The sequence below is a fragment of the Castellaniella sp. FW104-7C03 genome, assembly GCF_040276085.1.
In the GTDB taxonomy this organism is placed as follows: domain Bacteria; phylum Pseudomonadota; class Gammaproteobacteria; order Burkholderiales; family Burkholderiaceae_B; genus Castellaniella.
Genome location: NZ_JBELOK010000001.1, coordinates 117,058 through 139,467, shown reverse-complemented (window position 1 = coordinate 139,467; position 22,410 = coordinate 117,058). Strand labels below are relative to the sequence as shown.

At 58.6% G+C, this 22,410-nt stretch carries 19 protein-coding genes and 1 tRNA gene; 6 read left to right on the top strand and 14 right to left on the bottom strand.

Annotation, left to right across the window (positions count from 1 at the left end; translation table 11 throughout):
• Window position 1: 1 nt before the first annotated feature.
• From ABS758_RS00620 to ABS758_RS00600, 5 genes are all read right to left on the bottom strand, one after another.
• Window positions 2–364: a hypothetical protein gene (locus tag ABS758_RS00620; RefSeq protein ID WP_350379693.1), complete on the bottom strand. Its 363-nt coding sequence runs from the start codon at window positions 362–364 to the stop codon at window positions 2–4.
• Window positions 361–1,836: a CHASE2 domain-containing protein gene (locus ABS758_RS00615; protein WP_350379691.1), complete on the bottom strand. Its 1,476-nt coding sequence runs from the start codon at window positions 1,834–1,836 to the stop codon at window positions 361–363. The genes ABS758_RS00620 and ABS758_RS00615 overlap by 4 nt, the downstream gene beginning before the upstream one ends.
• 150 nt (window positions 1,837–1,986) lie before the next feature.
• Window positions 1,987–2,580 carry a 1,6-anhydro-N-acetylmuramyl-L-alanine amidase AmpD gene (ampD, locus tag ABS758_RS00610; protein WP_350379688.1) on the bottom strand — a complete coding sequence of 198 codons (594 nt, stop codon included), beginning with the start codon at window positions 2,578–2,580 and terminating at the stop codon, window positions 1,987–1,989.
• Between the two features lie 6 nt (window positions 2,581–2,586).
• Window positions 2,587–2,835 (bottom strand): PP0621 family protein, encoded by a 249-nt coding sequence (locus ABS758_RS00605; protein WP_350379685.1) that lies wholly within the window; start codon window positions 2,833–2,835, stop codon window positions 2,587–2,589.
• A complete protein-coding gene (locus tag ABS758_RS00600; protein ID WP_350379682.1) occupies window positions 2,828–3,679 on the bottom strand; it encodes a cytochrome C assembly family protein in 852 nt (283 codons plus the stop codon). The genes ABS758_RS00605 and ABS758_RS00600 overlap by 8 nt, the downstream gene beginning before the upstream one ends.
• A 91-nt stretch (window positions 3,680–3,770) precedes the next feature.
• Between ABS758_RS00600 and ffh the strand changes: the two genes are divergently transcribed.
• Window positions 3,771–5,189: a signal recognition particle protein gene (gene ffh / locus ABS758_RS00595; RefSeq protein WP_350379679.1), complete on the top strand. Its 1,419-nt coding sequence runs from the start codon at window positions 3,771–3,773 to the stop codon at window positions 5,187–5,189.
• A 30-nt stretch (window positions 5,190–5,219) separates the two neighbouring features.
• Here ffh and thiS read toward each other — a convergent pair whose 3' ends face one another.
• From thiS to trmB, 3 genes are all read right to left on the bottom strand, one after another.
• Window positions 5,220–5,420 carry a sulfur carrier protein ThiS gene (thiS, locus tag ABS758_RS00590; RefSeq protein WP_350380209.1) on the bottom strand — a complete coding sequence of 67 codons (201 nt, stop codon included), beginning with the start codon at window positions 5,418–5,420 and terminating at the stop codon, window positions 5,220–5,222.
• A gap of 85 nt (window positions 5,421–5,505) precedes the next feature.
• On the bottom strand, window positions 5,506–6,438 hold the full coding sequence (gene pip, locus ABS758_RS00585) for a prolyl aminopeptidase (RefSeq protein WP_350379677.1): 933 nt from the start codon (window positions 6,436–6,438) through the stop codon (window positions 5,506–5,508).
• Window positions 6,439–7,191, bottom strand: coding sequence for a tRNA (guanosine(46)-N7)-methyltransferase TrmB (gene trmB, locus ABS758_RS00580; RefSeq protein ID WP_350379674.1), 753 nt, complete (start codon window positions 7,189–7,191; stop codon window positions 6,439–6,441).
• Window positions 7,192–7,277: 86 nt separating this feature from the next.
• On the opposite strand from trmB, the gene ABS758_RS00575 reads away from it, so the two are divergent.
• A tRNA-Gly gene (locus ABS758_RS00575) sits at window positions 7,278–7,351 on the top strand.
• Window positions 7,352–7,711: 360 nt separating this feature from the next.
• On the opposite strand, the gene ABS758_RS00570 is transcribed toward ABS758_RS00575, so the two are convergent.
• Together ABS758_RS00570 and ABS758_RS00565 are read right to left on the bottom strand one after the other, a co-directional pair.
• The gene (locus ABS758_RS00570; RefSeq protein ID WP_350379672.1) at window positions 7,712–8,956 is read right to left on the bottom strand and encodes a type II toxin-antitoxin system HipA family toxin; all 1,245 of its coding nucleotides are present in this window, start codon (window positions 8,954–8,956) and stop codon (window positions 7,712–7,714) included.
• Window positions 8,953–9,318 (bottom strand): helix-turn-helix domain-containing protein, encoded by a 366-nt coding sequence (locus ABS758_RS00565; protein ID WP_350379671.1) that lies wholly within the window; start codon window positions 9,316–9,318, stop codon window positions 8,953–8,955. Before ABS758_RS00565 ends, ABS758_RS00570 begins: the two co-directional genes overlap by 4 nt.
• 406 nt (window positions 9,319–9,724) lie before the next feature.
• Here ABS758_RS00565 and ABS758_RS00560 point away from each other — a divergent pair, with 406 nt between their 5' ends.
• Together ABS758_RS00560 and ABS758_RS00555 are read left to right on the top strand one after the other, a co-directional pair.
• The gene (locus ABS758_RS00560; RefSeq protein WP_350379669.1) at window positions 9,725–11,818 is read left to right on the top strand and encodes a TonB-dependent siderophore receptor; all 2,094 of its coding nucleotides are present in this window, start codon (window positions 9,725–9,727) and stop codon (window positions 11,816–11,818) included.
• Window positions 11,809–13,128 carry an MFS transporter gene (locus ABS758_RS00555; protein ID WP_350379666.1) on the top strand — a complete coding sequence of 440 codons (1,320 nt, stop codon included), beginning with the start codon at window positions 11,809–11,811 and terminating at the stop codon, window positions 13,126–13,128. The genes ABS758_RS00560 and ABS758_RS00555 overlap by 10 nt, the downstream gene beginning before the upstream one ends.
• Before the next feature lie 27 nt (window positions 13,129–13,155).
• Here ABS758_RS00555 and ABS758_RS00550 read toward each other — a convergent pair whose 3' ends face one another.
• Window positions 13,156–15,258 carry a S9 family peptidase gene (locus tag ABS758_RS00550; RefSeq protein WP_350379664.1) on the bottom strand — a complete coding sequence of 701 codons (2,103 nt, stop codon included), beginning with the start codon at window positions 15,256–15,258 and terminating at the stop codon, window positions 13,156–13,158.
• Between the two features lie 41 nt (window positions 15,259–15,299).
• Complete coding sequence (locus ABS758_RS00545; RefSeq protein ID WP_492304486.1) at window positions 15,300–17,513, bottom strand: heavy metal translocating P-type ATPase; 2,214 nt, start codon at window positions 17,511–17,513, stop codon at window positions 15,300–15,302.
• A 96-nt stretch (window positions 17,514–17,609) separates the two neighbouring features.
• Between ABS758_RS00545 and cadR the strand changes: the two genes are divergently transcribed.
• Window positions 17,610–18,038, top strand: coding sequence for a Cd(II)/Pb(II)-responsive transcriptional regulator (gene cadR / locus ABS758_RS00540; protein ID WP_350379662.1), 429 nt, complete (start codon window positions 17,610–17,612; stop codon window positions 18,036–18,038).
• A 27-nt stretch (window positions 18,039–18,065) separates the two neighbouring features.
• Here cadR and ABS758_RS00535 read toward each other — a convergent pair whose 3' ends face one another.
• Window positions 18,066–18,959, bottom strand: a complete 894-nt coding sequence (locus ABS758_RS00535; protein WP_350380204.1) for a cation diffusion facilitator family transporter — start codon at window positions 18,957–18,959, stop codon at window positions 18,066–18,068.
• A 79-nt stretch (window positions 18,960–19,038) separates the two neighbouring features.
• Between ABS758_RS00535 and kch the strand changes: the two genes are divergently transcribed.
• On the top strand, window positions 19,039–20,250 hold the full coding sequence (gene kch, locus ABS758_RS00530) for a voltage-gated potassium channel protein (RefSeq protein WP_350379660.1): 1,212 nt from the start codon (window positions 19,039–19,041) through the stop codon (window positions 20,248–20,250).
• A 53-nt stretch (window positions 20,251–20,303) separates the two neighbouring features.
• Here kch and metG read toward each other — a convergent pair whose 3' ends face one another.
• Complete coding sequence (gene metG / locus ABS758_RS00525) at window positions 20,304–22,373, bottom strand: methionine--tRNA ligase (protein WP_350379659.1); 2,070 nt, start codon at window positions 22,371–22,373, stop codon at window positions 20,304–20,306.
• Window positions 22,374–22,410: the final 37 nt, after the last annotated feature.

Sequence of the window (22,410 nt, the reverse complement as noted above, 5' to 3'; positions counted from 1 at the left end):
ATTAGCATCCTTGGCCGGTAATGCCGCGGGTAGAGGCTTCCATCTTGCCGTTGATGGCATTGGGACACACCCCTTTGGCCTTTGCTTGAAAAACCTTATTGGTATTGGCGCCGGAAGCCTGGATGACGTATTTCTTGCCGTTCACCCGAATCACAAAACTGCCATTGCGGTCATCCAGGATCGGGATGGGATAGGTGAGGGACTTTGGGTTGATGCTCCTGACGTAAGCGCCATTGGCTCCGGTGCTGAACAGATCCAGTTCAGTTATGTCGGGAGCAAACGAATCGATCTTCAAGTCTGCGGCCAGGGAGGTTTGAGCGGCAAGAGCCAACCCTAGCAGGAGTGTTTTGACGTAACGCTTCATGGCAGATCCCTTTGCTTCAGGTGAGCGAGATAAGATTGGGCCGCCTGGTGGATGGTGTTGGCCCAGGATCTAGCGGTGGGGCGGGCATCGTTCATCATCCAGTCAAGCAGCTTCAATCGATCCAGAAAATATCCCAAGGCGATAAACGCGATGTATCCAGCCAAAGAGGACGCGGACACGCCAAAATAATGAAATTCGATCGTCGCGCATATCAGCAGGTAAAGGCCCACGAGCACTGCGCACAATCGCTGCATCCACAGCGGATGTTGGTTCGCAAGTGTCTGTAATCTCTGATAGCCCGCAGACTGCGTACAAAAGCCAGGGCACAAGGCAGCTGCATTACTGAAAAATGCAAAAACGAGCGCGACTGGCAGAATAAACAGCAGACTTAGTGTTTCGTGTCCCCAGGCACGGGCGATCCATGTGGTGCCATTGCTGGATTTATAGGCTTTACCCCAGTGCAGCAGGTTGTCCAGCGCCATGGCGTGCAAGTAGACGCCTGGCAGCAGCTGTCGTGTGGGCGTAAATATCAAATCCTGCACCCCCGACAGATTGCCGCCGTACATGACAAACCGGTTCTGCAGCAAATCCCGGGCCTGTTGGTCCGCAATAGCATTGGTCTGTGCCCGGGGGTTGAGCAGATCCCTGACGTACAAGGTGGTGGTGTATGGCACGGGAGTGCTCACGCCGGTATAACCGGAGTGCAATACCTGCAACATGCCGGGGCTGGGATGGTCGCCGGCCATCCAGTGTTGATTTGCCCGATTAGGACGTGTTCCCCAGAAAATATCCATATCGGCGTCGGATATTGGGGAGAATCGTGCGGGGTCGGCGTCTTCAGCCATGCGAAATGCGGCTGTGCGTTGACTGCCGTGGTTTACCGGATAACGGCGATACACAAAATCCGTGTAGTCCAGATCAACTTGAGCGGAGACGTAACGCACTAATCCTCGGAGATCCTTGCCCAAATGTCCGACGACGCCTGGCGAGTATGACAAGTAAACAGGGATACCGGCAGCCTTGTAGCGCTGCAGCACGTGTATCAGATAATCGCCATCCCTCACTCGGTTTGTCGCCGCAGTGGGTCGTTGGCTGAGCCATAGGAAATCAATGAAAACTGCGGCCGGTTTATGGCGCAACAGTGTATTGAGCACCTGCGCGTGGAAGTCGTAGCGGGCAGGCCAGTGGCCTTGTTGATAGTGGTCGACGGATTCGTCGGTCAGCAAAAGGACAGTGATCTGCTCGCTTGCATCGGGATACAGCCAATTGCCGGCATAGGTGTTGAACAGGTCGTGGAGGTACTGATCGGCCCGTGTGCTGGTGCCAAACCAGGAGTAACCCAGGGTGCTGTAGGCCAGCAACAAAATGAGTACGACTTGGGCGATGGCCCTAAACCACGCGTGCGGTTTGCTGGCGACGCCGTGTATTGAAGCGGCGGTTACTGTGCTTTTATGGGTTGCGGCGTGCGTCATCAGGGCAGGTGGACGTATTTGGGTACGTGAACAGCCCAGGTAAACAATTGCCGTTCAGCTCAGAAGCGAAACATCCTGCAAAGATTACAAAAATTTTGAATAAAAATCAAAGGGCGAATCAGAAAAATTGTTTTGAGTCAGCCGAGCCTTTTACCGCCCGCCCCAGAACCGTGCCCAGTCAAAGGCCTCGCCCGGATCTGTCTTGCGTCCGGGGGCGATGTGCTGGTGCCCCTGTACGGCGCGGATCGGGTGGCGGGTGCGGATCACATCGGCCAATTGATCCAGGCGTGCGTATTGCGCATCGGTGTAGGGCACGGTGTCGGCCCCCTCAAGCTCGATGCCGATGGAAAAATCGTTGCAGTGCTCTCGTCCTTCGAAGACAGATACGCCCGCATGCCAGGCGCGCAGCACCGTGGGCACAAATTGGACAATTGCCCCGTCGCGGCGGATCAGGAAATGTGCAGAGACATGAACATCGCGGATATTCTCAAACCAGGGGTCGGCATTGATATCCAGGCAGTTCTGAAAAAAATCGATGATGCAGTTGCCCTGAAACACGCCGGGCGGCAGGCTGATATTGTGGATCACCAGCAGATAGGGGTCTTCGGCGTTGGGCCGTGCGTCGTGGTTGGGCGATGGCCGATGCAATACCCCTGGCCCGGACGGCAGCCAGCCGTCTGCACCGATGGCGGGCAAAGCGCTAAAAAGCTGTTTGGCTGCCGGGGTGTCCGGTGCGTTTGCCATGGCGCCCTACTTTTTTAGCCCCAGGCGGGCGTGGTCGGCGCTGCACCAGGTTTTGCCCTGGCTCATGTAGGCTTCGGATCGTGGCAAAAAAATGTGGCAGTGCGCACATCGCACCATCGATTCTGCGGCCAGGCGGGCGTCGGCATCTTGGCGGCGGCCTGCGGCTTGCCGGGCGGCGGCCTTTTGGTGACTAAGGATGCGGGATACCAGCAGGACGGCCAGGATAATGACGGCCCATAACAAGAACTTACCCAAGAGAGCCTCTGTGGAGAATGACTTCGAGAACAAAACGGCTGCCTGTGTAGGACAGCAACAAAAAAGCAAAACCGGCCAGTGTCCAGCGTAAGGCGATACGCCCGCGCCAGCCCTTGATCTGGCGGCCTGCCAGCAGCACGCCAAAAGTGACCCACGACAGCAGCGTAAACACGGTTTTGTGGTCCATGGGCAGGGCATGCCCGGTGAGACGCAGGGACACGACAATACCAGTGATCACCGTTAGCGTCAGCACGCCAAACCCGATCCAGATCAGGCGAAACAGCAGTTGTTCGAGGGTCAGCAGGGCCGGCATGGCCCCCATGGCCCGATCCAGGGCGCTTTGTTGCCCCATGGATTCGATCGGGCGGTGCAGGTGGCGATCCAGAACCGTCATCAGCATCGCATGCAGGGCCGCCACTGTGATCAGGCCGTAGGCCGTCATGGCGATCAGCAGATGAACACGCAGCCAGTCGCTGTTGGCGTGTGGTACCAGATATCCTTGTGGAAACACGCCCGCCAGCAGGCTGATGAAAGCTGCTGCCGGCAGCAGTAATAGCAGTAAGCTATCCAGGCGCAGCAGAAAGTTTTCTATCCAAAAAACGATCATGCCCAGCCAGATGGCAGCCGACAAGGCCAGTGCCCAACTTAAATACAGGCCCTTGGGCACAATAATGGCTGCCAGCAACCCTATGCCGTGCAAGGCGATGGCGCCGAGCAGGCAGCTGCGGCCCAGGGCCGAGCTGGGAGTGACATCTTGTGCCTTGAGAATGGGCAGCCATAGTGCAATGCCCAATGCAGCGTAGGCCAGCGCGGCAAGCAAGTGAAATACAATGCTGACTGACATAGTCCTGTTGGTCTAAGGTGCACGGTGTGCACCGCAAAAGTATTCATTTTATGCGCAGGCCGACAGATCAACCAGTTTTGTGGAACCAGCCATGCTTGATAACCTGACCTCCCGTCTCTCGCGCATCGTCAAGACCATGCGCGGCGAGGCCCGCCTGACCGAGGCCAACACGCAAGAAATGTTGCGAGAGGTTCGTCTGGCCTTGCTCGAGGCCGACGTTGCCTTGCCAGTAGTGCGCGAGTTCGTCAGCCGCGTCAAAGAAGCAGCGTTGGGGCAAGAAGTCGCCGGCAGCCTTAATCCGGGTCAGGCGCTCGTGGGTATCGTTCATAAAGAACTCACCCGCCTGATGGGGGCCGATCTCGGCACTGAGGCCGGCGAGCTTTCTCTGGCGGCTCAGCCGCCAGCCGTGATTTTGATGGCAGGCTTGCAGGGGGCGGGTAAAACCACCACCACTGGCAAGCTGGCCAAGTGGCTGTCCGAAGGCAACCACGTCCAGCAGGGCCGCAAAACCGGCCGCAAAAAGGTCCTGGTGGTCAGTGCCGATGTCTACCGCCCGGCAGCCATCGATCAGCTCAAAACCGTGGCGGCGCAAGTGGGGGTCGATTTTCTGCCCTCCGATCCTTCGCAAAAGCCGGCCGATATTGCGCACAACGCCCTGGATTACGCCAAGCGCCATCATTACGATGTCCTGATTGTCGATACCGCAGGTCGTCTGGGTATCGATCAGGTCATGATGGACGAGATCCGTCAGTTGCACAGCCAGCTTGATCCCATCGAAACGCTCTTCGTTGTGGACGCGATGCAAGGCCAGGATGCGGTCAATGTTGCCAAGGCGTTTTCTGATGCCTTGCCCCTGACAGGCGTGGTGATGACCAAGCTGGACGGTGACGCCCGCGGGGGTGCTGCACTGTCCGTGCGGCAAATCACTGGCAAACCGCTTAAGTTTGTGGGGGTTTCCGAAAAACTCGACGGCCTCGAGCCTTTTCACCCCGAGCGCATGGCACAGCGCGTCTTGGGCATGGGTGATATTGTCTCGTTGGTTGAGCAAGCGCAGAAAAATATCGATATTGCCGAGGCTCAAAAGCTGGCGGCACGGCTTAAGTCTGGTAATCGCTTTGATCTCAACGATTTTCGCGACCAGCTCCAACAAGTCAAGAAAATGGGCGACATGGGTTCTTTGCTCGAAAAACTCCCGGCACAGTTTGCCCAGGCAGCCTCCCAGGTGCAAGGCGGGCAGGCCGAGAAACAACTGGCACGTACCGAAGGCATCCTCAATTCCATGACACCGCTTGAGCGGGCCAAACCCGAACTCATCAAGGCCTCACGCAAGCGCCGCATTGCCGCAGGGTCGGGGGTGCCGGTTCAGGAAGTCAACCGCATGCTCAAGCAGTTCGAGCAAATGCAGGGCATGATGAAGCAGATGAAAAAAGGTGGCATGGCCAAAATGATGCGTGCCATGGGCGGCATGAAAGGCCTGGGCGGCATGATGGGTAAAGGCGGCTTTCGATAAAGCCAGCTTTCAGTAAAGCCGGTTTGCGGCTTAGCCGCCGCCCACCGCCACCACGATTTCAAGCTGGTCGCCCTCGGCCAGCTGCGTTTTTCCGTGCAGGCTTTTGGGGACAATATCGCCATTGCGTTCTACCGCAATCCGCTTGTCCTGATAGCCCAGGTGCTGCAGCAGGTTCAGTATTGTCCAGGCGGCTTCGATCTGGGTGGCTTTGCCATTGAGTTTGATCGTTATGCTCATAAAGAAACCTCGAGGCCGGGTTGCCGGATGCGTATTGCCGCATCCGGTGGGCCTATAAAAAACGGGTGTGTTTGGCTGGCTAGGCAAACTGGTCTGTGGCTGCCAGCAATTGCTTGAGGATACCCGGTTCATCAAAGGCGTGGCCAGCGTCGGGTACCAGATGAAAACCAGCTTGTGGCCAGGCCTGGTGCAAATCCCAGGCTGATCGAGTGGGTGTGCAGGCGTCGTAGCGGCCTTGCACGATCACTCCCGGGATATCGGCCAGTTTGTGGGCGTCGCGCAAGAGCTGGCCTTCTTCCATGAAGCCACGGTGCACGAAATAGTGGTTTTCGATCCGGGCAAAGGCCAATGCAGAGGCGTCTGCAGCATGGGCCTGCACGTGCTCGGGGTTGGGCAACAGGCTGATGGTGTGGCTTTCCCATTGGGTCCAGGCATGCGCGGCGGCCAGTTGCATTGCGGTATCGGTGCCTGTAAGGCGGCGGTGGTAGGCCTGAATCAGGTCGTCGCGCTCAGCTTGCGGGATTGGCGCCAGGTAGGACTCCCAGATATCCGGAAACAGCCAGGAAGCACCTTCTTGGTAAAACCAGCGCAATTCGGCCAGGCGCAGCAGAAATATCCCGCGCACAATCAAGGCCTTGACGTGTTGCGGATGCGTCTCGGCATAGGCCAGTGCCAGTGTAGAACCCCAGGATCCGCCGAACACCACGGCCTGATCTGCTTGCAGAATCTCTGTGCGCAGCCGCTCGATGTCGGCCACCAAGTCCCAGGTGGTGTTGTGGTCCAGGCAAGCCGAAGGCAAGGACCGGCCGCACCCGCGTTGGTCAAACAGCAAGACCTTGTACCGTTGTGGATCAAACACCCGCCGGTGAGTGGGCGAGCAGCCCGCACCTGGGCCGCCATGCAAAAAAATGGCTGGCGTGCCATTGGGGTTACCGCATAGCTCCCAGTACACCTGGTGGCCGTATCCTACGTCCAGAAAGCCATGTGCGTAGGGTTCGATCTCCGGATACATTTATAAAGCCTCGGTTGAGTGAGTGTCTGTTGTGGCAGGCCGCCGGGTAAAGATCAAATCCCACACCCCGTGTCCAAGCCGCAGCCCACGATTTTCGAACTTGGTGAGCGGACGGTAATCGGGGCGCGGTGCATAACCTGGATACTGATTGGCCAGCATCGGCTCGGCCGACAGCACCTCCAGCATTTGTCCTGCGTAGTGTTCCCAATCGGTGGCGCAGTGCAGATAGCCACCCGGTGCCAGGCGGCTGACCAGCAGGCGCACAAAATCCGGCTGGATCAGGCGGCGCTTATGGTGACGTTTCTTGGGCCAGGGATCAGGAAAATAAATATGTGCACCTGCCAGTGAGGCGGGCGCAATCATGTCGCGCAACACCTCGACGGCATCGTGCTGGATGATGCGGATATTCGGGATTTCGTGATCGTGGATGCGTCGCAGCAGCGCGCCAACCCCTGCATTGAAAACCTCCACCCCCAGGAAGTTGTCTTCCGGCCGGGCCTGGGCAATCTGCTGGGTGGTTTCACCCATGCCAAAGCCAATCTCCAGGATGGTGGGTGCCAACCGCCCAAAGGTGGCGGTCAGATCCAGTGGTGTGCTTTGATAGGAAACCGACCACAGCGGGAGCCATTGCGCGATGGCGTGCTCCTGGCTGGGCGTGATGTGGGCCCGGCGATGAACGAAGCTGCGGATATGGGTGCTGCCCGAGGGTGCCTGGGTGGTGACAATCGGTGGTGGGGATTTTGGCGAATTCAAAATGAGGTAAACTACGGGGCTTCAGGGATTTTGCTGGTGTTTCATTTTACCCGTAAATCCCTGTATGTCAGTCGAGCCTCTCGATTGCGGGTGTAGTTCAATGGTAGAACGGCGGCTTCCCAAGCCTCAAGCGTGGGTTCGATTCCCATCACCCGCTCCAAGTAGCGCTCCATACCCGGTTTGTCACATTGGGAAGTTCTCCCAAGTTATTGAATTTCAATGATATTTTTTCATTCCTGGCGCTTTCGGGATTGGAAAAATGCCTCTCTAGTGCCCCCATTTCGGTACATTTGTCTTCCAGGGGCCGAGCCTGTCGGTCACCTCAGCTTTATACAGACCATTGATGGTCTCAGCCAGCGCGTTGTCGTAAGCGTCATCAGGGCCTTCTGGCCGTCTGTATAGTAGATTCGAGGTCGCTGCTTCATCTGCAACACTCCTTCTGCTCACGCAGCTGCTAGTATGTTGCATCCACCGGTTGAATCCGCAGCCGAAAGTAGCCATCCGTATGGCTGCTTTCCTCCTATGCTTCGTGCGCCAAGAAGGCCCCTGCGGTCAAATCAATGTCCGCACTGCTAATACGCATCCGGCGAGCAGCATCCTGCCAACGATCGACAACCATGACTACCTCATCCACAATTTGCCGGGCCTGCACATCGTCCAGCCCATAAAATGCGGCCGTGCTGAGGACAGTCTCCAGGCTGGGTCGATTGTCGACGTCGTCAATATTCAAGACATGCTCTGCCTTGTCGATATTCGGATTGACGTCAAAAGCGGGCGCGAGTCTCCATCCGGTCTCGCCAAGCACGAATCCGTGATTGCGAAGGTGGTCGTCGCGGTTGCCGACCGCGACGTTGAACGCGAGGCGCCTAAATAGCTGTTCCAAGTCTGCATCGGCATGCTCGGCGTCGCCCTGAGCTCGAATGAACTGCGCCAATTTCAGATAGCTCGTGCCTTCACTTTGAGCCTTGTGAAGCAATGTCATTGCAGAGGCATAGAAGCGTCGCGAACCGTTGGCGCGATCGAAGCGTTGGACGCAGAAGGTATGGAAGTCGTTGTTTAGCTTGATGAGCTTCGCAGGCGGCACGTCTATCCCCGCTTTTTGAGCAAGTTGATGAACGATATATTCCCAAGCTCCGATGTCTCGCTCGTCATCGTGTGCAGGAAATTTTCCGATCCAGAGTGAACCATCGGCTTCGGTAAAGTTGGCTTTTGGTCTTGCGCCGCCCAGAGACGCGCCAGGTGCGACGAGCACGGCGAGCCATTTTCGTAGCGCATCTAGATCGTCGATACGCCGGTTGCTGAGCTGGTAGGCCACGGCTTCCAGCTCTCGCAGCGTCGTTACCGGTGGAGCCGCCATTTTTTCGTCGCCAAGAAACGCTTCCGTACCTGGCCGGCGAAAGCGCAGCGCGCCTTGGCGAGTGAGGTCTTGCACGCCGATCAGGAAATCCCAGGCGTACAGCGTACGAGGAGAGCGTTGCTCATCCTTTGCCTGCAGGGCCTCGCGCCGCTTCATCAGTGTTTGTCCCCATCGGTCTGGTGACGAGTCCAGGAAGACGCCGAAGTTGCCTAGCTCGGGCTTGGGAAAGAAAGGGTGTTCATCCAGAGAGAGGTCGGGGTCCAGTGCGAAGGCGCGGGGGTCTTGTAGCCAATCGCGTTCGTAATGGAAGCGGATCTGGCCGCGATCATGGGCGAGCGTGCCGACTTGGCGTGCAGGGCCGAGATCGTCATCCAACCAGACTTCCAGGGTGTTGTCCCGCGCGCTCATGTCGATTCCTCGCTGTTTGGGGCTGACGAGGGTTTGGTCGCTTTGGCACGGGTAGCCGTGCGGCGCTTGGGTGTTGGTTCAAGCGCTAGGTCCTGCAATTTACGACCAACCCTGTCGTCGGCTCCAAGTTGATTGAGGTCGTCCTCAAGACCAAGCACGGCCAGAACTCGAACATAGGATCCCAGCGTAGCTCCAGGATCACCCGCCTCAACCTTGTACAAGGTGGTCCTTGAAATTCCTGCGCGTTGCGCTACGACGGCATTGCTTAGCTTGCGTCGCTTACGGGCAAGGCGCAGCCGCTCTCCCAGAGCGGAAAGGAGACGCTGTTCTTGAGGGAAGACGATAGGCGGTTTGCGTGGCATGTTCGCTATTATGGTCTATATAAATGTAATTTGTCCATAATAGCGTGAAATAAAAATTTTTGTGTCAGCGCCTAAGAAGAGTGAACAGCAGCCGCCCCACACTGTAGGCGTTGTGTGTCAATAAAATCCGGCACAACAGATCGATGCATCGCTAGGTAGAGTCAGACATAAAGAGCGCCTACATATTAGAAACCGCTACGGGATTGGGATCTTGCATTTTCTTCCAGATATTAATTCTTGAAATGAGAACGATTCACGTTTAGAATTCCCCCATTTGCCCAGGGGCCAATGCCTGGGTGTGGTTATTGGGGAAGCGTGAAATGGGAACAACAAATACACAGGCGGCGCGTGTTAGGAAACCGTCCAAACGCCTCATCTCTCTTGCCTGGCAGTGTGCGGAGGCGACATGCTGAAGCCAAACTGCTTGCCGGTATTCCGGGATATTGCTGTTGCAGGGTGGTGTGTGGCATTTATGCTGTCGCCTGCTCATGCACAGACCACCAATGTGAGCGCTTCGCCCGGTGGCGAGGACACATCGGTTGTCTCAGAATTGGATTCGGTCACGGTTGTTGGCACGATTGGCGATTTACAGAGCCTGGATTTCTATGCACCGAACTCCAGTGCCGTAATCAGCAGTCAGGATGTACAGGCGCTGGGCGCCCGTAAGCTTGACCAGGCTCTGCAATATCAGTCGGGCATCTTGAGCGAGCCCTTTGGTCCAGACAACAAGGCGGAATGGTTCAAGATCCGGGGGTTCGATGCATCAGTCTCGCTGGACGGCACGCCCACCACACCCAATGGCTACTTTGTCTGGAAGCCGGAAGTGTTTGGGCTGGAGTTCGTCGAGGTGCTCAAGGGGCCCAGCTCGCTGCTGTATGGTGCCTCAGAAACAGGGGGTGTGGTCAACCTGGTAACTAAACGGCCCCATAAGACAGAATCTCTGGAAATGAGCCTGGAAGGCGGTACGGGGGAGCGTGCAGGCTTGAGCCTGGATTACAACGGGATTGCCAACGAAGAGGGCAATATCTATTACCGGGTTGTTGCGCAGGCGCGCCGTGAAAACGGCATGCAGTACGACACGCGCATGAAGAGCTACTATCTGGCGCCCAGCATGACGTTCGATTTCAGTGATCACACCTCGCTGACATTGCTCACCAGCATCCAGCATGAAGACGGGATTCCCACCAATGGGTTTCTCTCTGGCTACGGCACAATCATTGATACCCCCTATGGCATGATCGACCGTCGACGGAATGCCGGCGAACCCGATTTTGATCAGCTCAAGCGCACGCAGGTAACAGCCGGCTGGTTGTTTCGCCATCGGTTCTCGGGTGATTGGACGTTCACGCAGAACTACAAGTTCTCGCGCCTGAGCGTGGATCAGCATAATGTGTTTGCTTATGGATCCGATAATAATCGCGCGCTGCTGCGTGGCTACACTTATACAAAGGGCAGCACACGGAACAACTATATTGATAACCGCCTATCGGGAAAAATCCGTCTGGGCGACTCTGTAGAGCTGCTGCCTGTCGTTGGTTTTGATTACCTGAAATCCGACACAAGTGGTCAGAATAACGGTTTTGGTTTGGCTCCAAACCTGGATATGTTTTCGCCCGTCTACGGAAAACCGTTTGCGGTGACGTCAACGCCCTACGATCTGGATACCAAACAACTTGGCGTGTATGCGTCCACCCAGTTGCGCGTGGGGTCGCATTGGAATTTCAATGCCGGGCTGCGACACGACAGTGCCCAAGGCAGTGGCATGTCCGGCGGGGCCGATGCGGGCTACTCTGCCAGTCACAATAGCGTCAATGTGGGCATGATGTACATCAGCGACTTCGGTGTTTCGCCTTATGTCAGCTATTCAGAGTCCTTTAAACCGCAGCCTGGCGTAGACGCGTATGGGAGTGCTTACCTGCCGTTTGTGGGCAAGCAAAAGGAAGTGGGTCTTAAGCTGGAGCCAGGTTGGCTGGATGGCACTGTCACGCTGGCGTATTTCGATATCGAGCAGAAAAATGCGCTGGTCGCCGATGCTTCCAATATCCAGACGCAGAGCGGCAAGCGCACCAACAAGGGCGTGGAACTGCAGGGCGACTTCCGTATCGGGCCAAGCACGGCGGTGAAAGTGGCTTACACCTATAACCATTCCCGTCAGGACATCGATGGTGGCAAGACCATCCGTACGCCGCTTATCCCCAGAAACCAGGCAAGCCTCTGGGTCAGCCATCAGCTCAATCTGCCGCATGGCAGTGGTCTGACAGTGGCTGCCGGTGTACGCTATAACGGCCCAACCGAGGATCAGCACTATTACTCTGGCATCACTATTCCTGGCTATACCATTTTCGATATGATGGCCCGCTATCAGATTGATCGCCGTTGGGCATTGCAGATCAATGCGCGCAATCTGACTGACAAGACCTATGTCAGTGGTTGCGACTTCTATTGCTACTATGGCAGCGGCAGGGTAGTGGATGCCCAGCTTCAGTATCAATGGAAATAAGCGGTTATGTAGCAGCCGACGTCCCTGCGACAGCGCCGGTCGAATGGACAATTCGAGGGCTCTTCACGGTGGCGTTCCTGGGGATTGCCGCTGGGCTGCAGTTGGTGGATTTCGGGCTGCAGGCCGTGTCGCTCTCGGCCATTCAGCAAAGTTTCCAGGTCAGTGATGCCGCGATTGGGGCGCTGCAAGGGCTGGCGGGTGTGCTGGTGGGCAGTGCCCTGGCTATTCCGCTGGCGCGTTTTGGTGATCAGATCTCACGCAAACGCATGCTGTTGTGCCTGGTTGTCGTGTCTTCGATATTGATGGCCATGAGTGGCCTGGCACCAAATTTCCCTGTTTTCTTCCTGGGGCGATCGACGGCGGGGATCGCTGAGTTTGCGATGGTACCGTTGGTGTATTCGATGATTCCCGATCTGGCGCCCGAACACCACCGGGTTGCCGCAAACCTGAGCTTTGCCGCACTGATGGCGGCAGGCGCAAGCGGCGGCTTTTATTTCAGTGGTGCCCTTCTGGCGACAGCCAGCGATTTCTTCGCTGGATCGATGGAGCCCTGGCGCAAGGGGTTCATGCTGCTTTCATTGGCAGGCCTGCCCTTGTTGCTGCTGGGCACGATAACGGTTGATCCGCCTCGGCTGGCTGCGGTGGGCGATACGATGGCTGGGTTGAGCCTGCGTCGTTTTCTGATGCGGCGCTGGCGGGCAATCGGGCTGTTTGTGGGTGTGGCGGGCTGTCTGATGATCGCCGTCCAGGCACTCAACCAGTTGCTGACCCTCGCGTTGGAGCGCCGTTTTGATGCTGAGCCCGCCCATATCGGCTACGCCATCGGCATCATCCTATTGGTGACGAGTGTGGGATGCCTGCCTGTGGCTGGCTTTCTGGACAGATTGATGGAGCGTCATTTTGGACGGGCGGTTCGGCCTCTGATCATGGGCCTGTCGGCCATTCTCGCCTTGCCCGCCATTTTTTGGATGAATACGGTGCAGACACTGGATGGGGCCTTCGTCGTGGCGGGTGTCTTCTTGTTCATGACATGCACCGCTAATGCACTGGTGCCCACCATGCTGCAGGACCTGGCGCCGCCCTCGCTGCGGGCCCGCATCTTCGCCCTGTGGAGTTTTGTGGTTTCGGTTTTCTGTGCCACGGGGCCTTTGCTGGCCGGTACGCTTTCAGATTGGCTATTTGACCAGCATCTGCTTGAGGCAATCATTGCAGTGGCTGTTCCTGCGCTGGCACTCTCCGCGATCTGTGCAGCAGGATCGTTTTTGCAGGGCTTGCGCGCACGCCGACTGCAGTTGGTTTCTTCCGTCTGACGTGCCTGCTGGGCAGGCTTACCGCGATCAGTGAGGGGTAAGCCCGGCGCAGCGGCAGGCGAAGGCCCAAAACAGGGCGGCAGAGGCGAATGCCTGATCTTGGTCGTCACTTTCCTGGTGGCCGCTGTCCGGATTCAAAACCAATATTGCGGGTTGGTCTCCGGTTGCCCGATGGCGGATGTTGGCAATCAGTTTGGCAGGCTCCCAGTAGGGGACACGATCGTCTTTCAGGCCCGCCGTGCACAATAATGGCGGGTAGTGCGCTTCCAGGACATTCTCGTAGGGCGAGATGGCGGCAATACTGTCGTAGGCGTGCGGATCGGCCAGGGGATCGCCCCAGTCGGGTCGCAGCAGCGGCACCAGCGGGTGGTCGGCGTCGCTAAGCGTATTGAGCATATCGACAAAGGGCACCTGGGCAATGGCGCCGGCCCATAGTTCGGGTTCCAGGTTCATGGCGCCGCAAACCAGCAGCCCTCCGGCAGACACGCCCTGGGCGACGATCCGGCCGGGCGCGGCATAGCCGATGTCCAGCAGGTGGTGCGCGCAGGCGATGAAGTCGGTTATGGAGTTGCGTTTCTTTTCGCGGCAGCCGTCCTGATACCAATGCCAGCCTTTTTCCGAGCCGCCACGCACATGCGCGATGGCGTAGCGAAACCCGGCATCCACCAGTACGGCGGCAGGCCAGGAAAATACAGGTTCGTGGGCAATGCCATAGGCGCCGTACCCGGTCAGGAGCACGGGCAATGCCGCATTGGCAGGCACATCCTTGCGCGACAGCACCGTCAGGGGGATCTGTGCACCATCAGGGGCTGTGGCATGGAGACGCTCGAGCCGGTAGGCCGAGGGGTCGAAGCGGCCCGGCGTCTCATCTCCGATAGCGTGGTAGTGCCCATCAAGCAGATCCATCTCCAGCCAGCGAGAGGGGTGGGCGGGTGTCTGGTGCGTGAAGCGTACCAGTCGGGTTTCATAGGCCTGCAAGGGCGCCAGGGCGATACTGTAGGCGGGCTCGTCAAACGCGATGGACGTCTCTTTTCCTTCCGGGTGCATCACTACCAGACGCTGCAGTGTTTGGTGTCGCTCAATACGAATGAGCGCATCGGCAAACGGATGAACAGCCAGCAGTGTGATCCCTGGGCGATGGGGTACCAGCTCTGTCTGGATTGAGTAGTCTTGCAGGTTTACTTCGAGCAGCTTGCGATCGAAGGCGCCCTCTGCGTTGGTGAGCATGAGCAAGCGGCCGTCCCACTCGTCCATCGTGTAATGAACTCCTCGCTTGCGGGGCTGCACCATGCGGGGCGGATCGCTTTCAGTCGCGGCTGCAATGAGGTGAACCTCGCTGGTATCAGGCCCTGCCAGGGTCAGCATCACAAAACCACCGGCGGCGCTGCGTGCGACCTGCATGAACATTGCTGGGTCGTGCTCCTCGTGCAGGAGGGTGGTGTCGCCACATTCTATGGACGTGCGGTACAGGCGCGTGGGGCGGCTGTGTGCGTCGCGCCAGATCCAGAACACGGATTGCGAGGAGGGTGAGAAGACCAAGCCGCCATAGCCGTAGGCATCGGATTCGACCAGCGTACGGATATCCCCTGTCATCGTGTCCAGCACGCAGATGCGATGGCGATCGTTTCCCACGAGATCCTCGGCCCAGGCGAAGTAGCGATCATCGGGGCTTGCCTGGTGGTCGGTTGCACGGTAGTACGCGTGGCCATGCGCGCGTTCGGCTTCGTCCAGGAGCGGTTGAGCCTGGCCTTGAGGAGGATGGCGGGAGAAGATGCGGTGCGATCCGCCGGTGGGCAGTTCACTGGTGTAGCGCCAGCTGTTGGCGGCCATGCTTGGCCTGGGTGGTGCGTTGCTTGTGGGTGCGCGATCCGTGAGGCGATCGAGAAACCACTGGATGTCAGCGTGCAGCGGGCCCAGGACCTCGGTTGCATAGGCCATCTCTGATTGCAGGTGGATGCGTAAAGCGGGAGGTAATCCGTCCAGTGTTCGAGAACCGGAGGGCGGGATGTATTTCATCCAGGCATAGGCATCCATCCGTGTGCGCCCGATCTGCGTGATCTCCTGGCTCTGGCGCGGTGCCTTTGGCGGGAGCACCGTTGAGAGATTGAATGAAGAGGTTCTTTTTGTCATGCGGATTATCGTGGATATTGCCTGGGTACTTGTGTCCCGCATTATCCCTGATGTCGCAGCAGGCGCAGGCCGTTGCCCACCACCAGCAGGCTGGCACCCACATCGGCAAACACCGCCATCCACATGGTGCCCAGCCCGATAACGGTCAGGGCTAAAAACACCCCTTTGATCAGTAGCGCCAGCGCGATGTTTTGCACCAGTATCCGGTGTGTGGCACGGGATAATCCGATAAACCAGGGGATCTTGCGTAGGTCGTCATCCATCAGTGCGACATCTGCGGTTTCGATGGCTGTATCGGTGCCCATGGCACCCATGGCGAAACCGATATCGGCCCGGGCCAGGGCAGGGGCGTCGTTGATGCCGTCGCCCACCATGCCCACGGGGCCATGGCTTTGGCTCAGTTGGGTAACCGCCTGCAGCTTGTCTTCGGGCAGCAGGTTGCCCTGTACTTGATCGATCCCCACTTGGGCGCCGATGGCGGCTGCCGTGTGGGCATTGTCACCGGACAACATTGCTGTGCGCACCCCCTGGGCATGCAGGCTTGCAATGGCGGTGGCACTCTCAGGTTTGACGGTGTCTGCCACGGCGTACAGGGCCAGCACCTGCTGGTTATCAGCCAGCATGACAACGGTTTTGCCCTGTTGTTCCAGGGCACCCAGGGTGGTTTCCAGTGCGGGTGAGCATAAACCTTGTTCGTGGATCAGACGATGATTGCCCAGCCAATAGGTTTGCAGCTCGGAGGTTGCGCGGGCACCGCGGCCAGGCAAGGCTGCAAATGAGGACACGGCGGGCAGGTTTTCTGCCGATAAGCCTTGCACCACAGCGCGAGAAACCGGGTGGTCAGACTGGCAGGCGATGCTTGCAGCCAGATCGATACATTGCTGTGCGGGCAGGGTGCCCAGTGTGTGCTGATCGGCCAGGACAGGCCGTCCGTGCGTCAGGGTGCCGGTTTTGTCCAGAGCAATCCAACGCAGCAGGCGCCCTTGTTCGAGATGGACGCCTCCCTTGATCAGCACCCCATGGCGTGCCGCTGCTGCCAGGCCGCTGACGATCGTGACCGGCGTGGAGATAACCAGTGCGCAGGGGCAGGCAATCACCAACATCACCAGGGCCTTGTAAATCCACTCGTACCAGCCCCCCAGGCCGAGCATCGGTGGCAACACCGCAATGGCCAATGCCAGAAGCACCACCAGCGGTGTGTACACGCGGGCAAAGCGGTCAACAAAACGCTGGGTGGGGGCCCGTGCCGATTGTGCCGTTTCGATCGCCCGGATGATGCGCGCCAGCGTGGAGTCGCCCGACACCGCCAGCACCCGAAACTCGAGCGTGCCTGTGCCATTGATGGTGCCGGCATACACGGAATCTCCGGCGCTTTTATCGACAGGCAGACTCTCGCCTGTGATGGGGGATTGGTCGACGGTGGATTGGCCTGACTCGATCTGGCCATCCAGGGCGATGCGCTCGCCCGGCCGCACACGAACCCGTGCGCCGGTTTGCACAGAGTCTGCTGGCGTGGTGTGCCAGCTGCCGTCTGTTTGCTGCACCAGCGCCTCATCGGGGCTTAGCCGCATCAGGCTCTGAACAGCGTTGCGTGCGCGATCCAGCGAGAGCGCTTCGATGCGCTCGGCCAGGGTGTAGAGCACCATCACCATGGCGGCTTCGGCCCATTGGCCCAGCAGCAACGCGCCTGTGACGGCAATGCTCATGAGGGCATTGATGTTCATCTGCCCGTTGCGCAGGGCTGTCCAGCCTTTGCGATAGGTGACCAGGCCGCAGCCCGCCACAGCCAGTACGGACAACATGGCGGATACCCACCAGGGGGTGTTCCACCAGTGTGCGGCTTCTGCAGCCAGAGCAGCCAGGCCCGACGCTGCCAATGGCCACCAGGGCTCGGGGGTTTCCGGTGTGGCAGGGCGCCCTTCGATGGCTTGTTCGGGTGTAAAGCCCAGGTTCCGGATGGCAGCCAGGACGGCATCCAGGGCATCTGGCGTGTGCACGACTGTCAGCACGCGATGAATAAGGTTGAATTCCAGCCGTTGCACCTGGGGGAGCTTGCCCAGCGCCTGACGGATCAAGGCTTCTTCGGTGGGGCAATCCATTTGCAGGATCCGCAACTGCGTGCGCAGTCCGTTTCCCTCGTGCGTGGGGGCCGCCAGCGTGTCGGCGCCCGCTTGGGGGCTGTGGGCGTGGTGAGGCCTGTGACAGCAGTTGGGCTCAGTGGGCTGGGCTGCGTGCGTGTGCGTGCAGGATGACATGGCAAATGCCTGTGATGCAGATTATGATGAGATTGAACACCCTGTAGTAACTACAAGGTCAAATCCCTCGAACTCTCAGCAGCAGGCACGCAAGTCATGAAGATCGGCGAACTCGCACAAGCCACAAATTGCCCCACGGAAACCATCCGTTTCTACGAAAAATCCGGCCTGTTGCCGGCGCCCGGGCGCACCCCGGGCAATTACCGTCAATATGGCGCTGCGCATCTCGATCGCCTGCGCTTTATTCGCAACTGCCGCAGCCTGGACATGGCCCATGACGAGATCCGGGCATTGCTGGGCATGATTGATCATCCGGCCCTCGATTGCGGGGATATCAACCAGTTGCTGGATGAGCACATTGCTCACGTACAGGTGCGTTTGCGTGAGCTTGAGGATTTGCGCGGGCAGTTGCTGCGGCTGCGTGGCCAGTGCCAGACCGAGCAGGCGGTGGACAGTTGCGGGATTGTGCAGGGCCTGTCGCGGATGCAAACCCCCGAGAAACCGCCGCATGCCACGCATTTATAGGTGCTACGGGTACCCGTGGATGGCTGCCTAAACCGGATCAAAGTGTGTCATGACATCCAGCACAGGCAGGTCGGCCATGACACGCTCACGGGCTGCCACCGCAATGGCATGGCCGGCCTCGATAGTCAGCTGGCCGTCCATTTCGATGTCTACCTCAACCCACACCATATCGCCCATTTTGCGTGTGCGCAGATCGTGGATGCCACGCACGCCCGGAGTGCCCAGAATGCGCTCGCGGATGGCCTGTTCAGTTTCATCGTCGACTGCACGATCGACTAGGTCGTTAAAGGCTTGCGATGAAAATTTCCAGCCCATGCGGATGATCATCAGGCCCACGATCAGGGCGGCCAGCGGGTCGGCCAGTGGCAGGCCGGCCAGGTTGGCGCCGATGCCCAATGCCACCACTAAAGAGGAGGCTGCGTCAGACCGCGCATGCCAGGCATTGGCCACCAGCATGGTAGAGCGCACTTTGCCCGCCACATACAGTAAATAGCGAAACAGCAGTTCTTTGGACAGCAGCGCCAGCAGTGCCACATAAAAAGCGGCGGCATGCACCACCGGGATGAGGTCGGGTGCCTGCAGGCGCTCGAAACTGCGCCATAGCATCCCGATCCCCACGACAGCCAGCAGTACGCCGATGCCCAGCGTGGCAGCAGTTTCAAAGCGCAAATGCCCATAGGGATGATCGGCATCCGGCGCCTTGCCGCTGTGCTTGTTGGCAAACAGCACAATGCCATCGGAGATCAGATCCGAGAGCGAATGGATGGCGTCCGCCACCAGGGCCTGGGATTGCGCAAAAATGCCAATCACCAGCTGGACAGCAGTGAGCAGCAAATTGACCCAGACGCTGACCCAGGTGCTGCGGCGCGCAGCAACCTGGCGCTCTGGGGTCTCTACTTGGACGGCAGAAGCGGGTGTCATGCCCGCAAGTATAAGGGCGGTCAGGTAAAGCTGCTGCAGTACACTGAAAACCTTGTCGGTCATACAGGATTGGCCCCAAATGCTGGTGCCCTCACCGCTTTTTTTCAGCCGCGTATGGCGCTTGATGCGTCGGTTTCCCTGGCATTGGCTGATTGCCATTCTGGTCGCCATCGATGGTTATCTGTTTCTTGCGCCGTTGTGGCAGCTGATCGGTGGTCAGGGCCTGTTGCCGGCACTGCAGGTGCGTGATGGTGCCGGTGTATCGGCGTTTCTGGATTCCGGCGGCATCGGGCTGATGTCGCGCCTGATGCTTGGGATTGGAGTGCTGGTAATGGCTATCGGGCTGCTGTATCGCGCCCGAATCGCCTGGGCCATGAGCCTGGTACTCCTGGCGATGGTGGGCGGTTATTTTCTCTGGCGTGGCCAGAGCCATATCGACCTGTTGGTGTATACGGGGGTGCTGGTCGCCCTGCTGGGGGCTTATTGGCGTCAGTTCGATCGTACCAGCCTGGCAGCGGGCAGCCTGTTCGCCGTCCTTAGCGTGGTCAGCCTGTTGGTATATGCCGTGTTGGGTGTGCTGTATCTGGGTGATCAGTTTGCGCCACCCATCCACGACCCCGTCACCGCCCTGTATTTCTCGATTGTGTCGATGTCCACGGTAGGTTATGGCGACATCAGCCCCCATACCGATGCGGCACGCCTGTTTACAGTATCCATCATTATTTTTGGGATCACGGTGTTTGCCACCTCCGTCAGTGCCGTCGTGGTGCCCATGATTGGTGGCAATATCAAACGCTTGATGCACGGGAGAATGACGCACGCCATGCGAAAAAATCACATTATTCTGGCTGGGGTCAGCCCATTGGCCCAAAGCCTGTATGAGGCGCTGCTTCAGCGTGGGCACGAGGTGACGGTGATTGTCCCTTCTTCCGAGGGCCATCCCTATCCTGAAGGTGCGGATATCCTCGAAGGCGATGCATCCGAAACCAGCGTGCTGCAGCAGGCCGGGGCGGCTCAGGCCCGCTATATCCTGGCCTTGCGTCAGGATGATTCGGAAAACGCCTTTATTGTGCTGGCTGGCCGTGAGGCGGGTGGCAGCGACACCCGCCTGGTGGCATTGGTCAATTCGCCCATGCATCTCTCCAAGATACAGCGGGTCAATCCGGATATGCTGATTTCGCTGCAGGCCTTGGGCAGTGAAATTCTGGCACGCACGCTAAGCGGCGAGCCCATCGACGAGACGCTGGTGACGCGCCTGCTGTTTGGCGAGAAAACCCCCAATATCACCTGATCAGGCCAGGCAGCCGCTGCCCGTTAGGATGCGCGGATGGCCCCCTCTGGCGCTTAGTGAATCCGCATGCCTGGCTGGGCACCCTCCCAGGGCTCAAGCACATAGATGCCCGGATGCGCGGATTCGTCTGCGTGGCTGGCAGCCAGCACCATGCCTTCGGAGACGCCAAAGCGCATCTTGCGCGGGGCCAGGTTGGCCACCACCACGGTCAGTTTGCCGGCCAGGTCGGCGGGCTGATACATCGATTTGATACCCGAAAACACCTGACGCAGACGGCCTTCGCCTACATCCAGAGAAAGGCGCAGCAGCTTATCCGAACCCTCTACGGCAGTGCACTCGACAATCCGGGCGATGCGTAGATCGATCCGGCCGAAGTCCTTAATGTCGATGGTGTCGGCGATGGGTTCGCCGCCGGGCTGAACCACGGGCTCTGCCGGCGGCTCGAACAGGGCATCCAGCTGGGCAGGGTCGACACGCTGCATCAGGTGCTTGAACGCGGCAATCCGGGTAGGCAGTTGATCGGCATCCGACCACACATAGCTGCGTGCATGGCCAAAGAGCTCGTGGGCCACCCGGTGCGTAAGCGCCGGCAAGACGGGCGAGAGCATCACCGACAACGCCTGGAAACCAGCCAATGCCCGTGAGCAGACGTCCTGCAAGGCTGCTTTTTGGGCATCGTCGGCCTGAGCCAGGCCTTTGGCCAGCACCCAGGGTTGGGCGGCATCAAATGCCTGGTTGATTTTGTCGGCCAAAGCCATGATGCGCCGGATGGCGCGGCCATAATCGCGGGCTTCGAAGTCGGCCTGAACTGCGCTGGTGCATTGACGCAATTCGGCCTGCAGCTCGAGGGTGTCTCCTGCATAACCCAGCGCGCCATCAAAGTGCCGCGTGATGAAGGTGGCTGCGCGGCTGGCAATATTGACGTACTTGCCGATGAGGTCGCTGTTGACGCGGGCGATGAAATCATCCGGATTGAAGTCGAGGTCTTCGACGTGGGCATTGAGCTTGGCCGCAATGTAGTAGCGCAGCCATTCGGCGTCCATGCCAATATCCAGATAGCGCAGCGGTGAGATCCCCGTGCCGCGGCTTTTGGACATTTTTTCGCCGCTTACCGTGATAAACCCGTGCACGTGCAGCATGTCGGGTACCTTTCGGCCCGAAAACTTGAGCATGGCAGGCCAAAACAGGGCGTGAAAATACACGATGTCCTTGCCGATAAAGTGCACTTGCTCGGTGTCGGCATCCGGCGACAGCAGCTGTTCGTAATCCAGGCCCTGCTTCTGGCAGTAGGCCTTGAGAGACGCCAGATATCCAACCGGCGCATCCAGCCACACATAAAAATATTTGCCCGGTGCGTCCGGGATCGGGATGCCAAAGTAGGGCTCGTCGCGTGAAATATCCCAGTCGGCCAGATTGGCTTCGGCGCCCTCTGCGGTGCCCAGCCATTCGCGGGTTTTGCCCAACACTTCGCTTTGCAGCCGTGCGGTGCCGTCCTGCCGGCGGCCGGTGGTCCATTCTTGCAGGAAAGCCACACAACGGGGATCGGACAGCCGAAAGAAAAAATGCTCGGAGCTGCGCAACACCGGGCGTGCCCGGGTAAGCGTCGAATAAGGCTCGATGAGCTCGGTGGGGCTATACACGGCCCCGCAGGATTCGCAGGAATCCCCGTATTGGTCTTTGGTGTGGCAGCGCGGGCATTCGCCTTTGATGTAGCGGTCGGGCAAAAACATGCCCTTGACGGGGTCGTAAAACTGCTCGATTTCGCGGCTGTTGATAAAGCCTGCAGCCTTTAGTGCGCGGTAGATATCCTGGGACAGCGCGATGTTCTCGGCAGAGTCGGTGCTGTGCCAGTGGTCGAAGCGGACATGGAATCCATTGAGGTATTTTGGGCGCTCGGAGGCGTAGCGGGCCACCAGGGCTTGCGGCGTGATGCCCTCGGCTTCGGCCTTGAGCATGATAGGTGCCCCATGGGCATCGTCTGCGCCCACAAAGTGCACGGTGTGTCCCGCCATGCGCATGGCCCGTACCCAGGTATCAGCCTGGATGTATTCCATGATGTGGCCAATGTGGAAAGAGCCATTGGCATAGGGCAGGGCAGTGGTAACAAATAGGGTGCGCGGCATGGCGGGCGGGCTGACTAGGGAAAAACACTGATTCTAT

Bases quoted from the DNA above. Each gene is read 5' to 3' on its own strand.
- ABS758_RS00620 (WP_350379693.1), bottom strand. From the start codon at position 364: ATGAAGCGTTACGTCAAAACACTCCTGCTAGGGTTGGCTCTTGCCGCT.
- ABS758_RS00615 (WP_350379691.1), bottom strand. From the start codon at position 1,836: ATGACGCACGCCGCAACCCATAAAAGCACAGTAACCGCCGCTTCAATA.
- ampD (WP_350379688.1), bottom strand. From the start codon at position 2,580: ATGGCAAACGCACCGGACACCCCGGCAGCCAAACAGCTTTTTAGCGCT.
- ABS758_RS00600 (WP_350379682.1), bottom strand. From the start codon at position 3,679: ATGTCAGTCAGCATTGTATTTCACTTGCTTGCCGCGCTGGCCTACGCT.
- ffh (WP_350379679.1), top strand. From the start codon at position 3,771: ATGCTTGATAACCTGACCTCCCGTCTCTCGCGCATCGTCAAGACCATG.
- pip (WP_350379677.1), bottom strand. From the start codon at position 6,438: ATGTATCCGGAGATCGAACCCTACGCACATGGCTTTCTGGACGTAGGA.
- ABS758_RS00570 (WP_350379672.1), bottom strand. From the start codon at position 8,956: ATGAGCGCGCGGGACAACACCCTGGAAGTCTGGTTGGATGACGATCTC.
- ABS758_RS00565 (WP_350379671.1), bottom strand. From the start codon at position 9,318: ATGCCACGCAAACCGCCTATCGTCTTCCCTCAAGAACAGCGTCTCCTT.
- ABS758_RS00560 (WP_350379669.1), top strand. From the start codon at position 9,725: ATGCTGAAGCCAAACTGCTTGCCGGTATTCCGGGATATTGCTGTTGCA.
- ABS758_RS00555 (WP_350379666.1), top strand. From the start codon at position 11,809: ATGGAAATAAGCGGTTATGTAGCAGCCGACGTCCCTGCGACAGCGCCG.
- ABS758_RS00550 (WP_350379664.1), bottom strand. From the start codon at position 15,258: ATGACAAAAAGAACCTCTTCATTCAATCTCTCAACGGTGCTCCCGCCA.
- ABS758_RS00545 (WP_492304486.1), bottom strand. From the start codon at position 17,513: ATGTCATCCTGCACGCACACGCACGCAGCCCAGCCCACTGAGCCCAAC.
- cadR (WP_350379662.1), top strand. From the start codon at position 17,610: ATGAAGATCGGCGAACTCGCACAAGCCACAAATTGCCCCACGGAAACC.
- ABS758_RS00535 (WP_350380204.1), bottom strand. From the start codon at position 18,959: ATGACACCCGCTTCTGCCGTCCAAGTAGAGACCCCAGAGCGCCAGGTT.
- kch (WP_350379660.1), top strand. From the start codon at position 19,039: ATGCTGGTGCCCTCACCGCTTTTTTTCAGCCGCGTATGGCGCTTGATG.
- metG (WP_350379659.1), bottom strand. From the start codon at position 22,373: ATGCCGCGCACCCTATTTGTTACCACTGCCCTGCCCTATGCCAATGGC.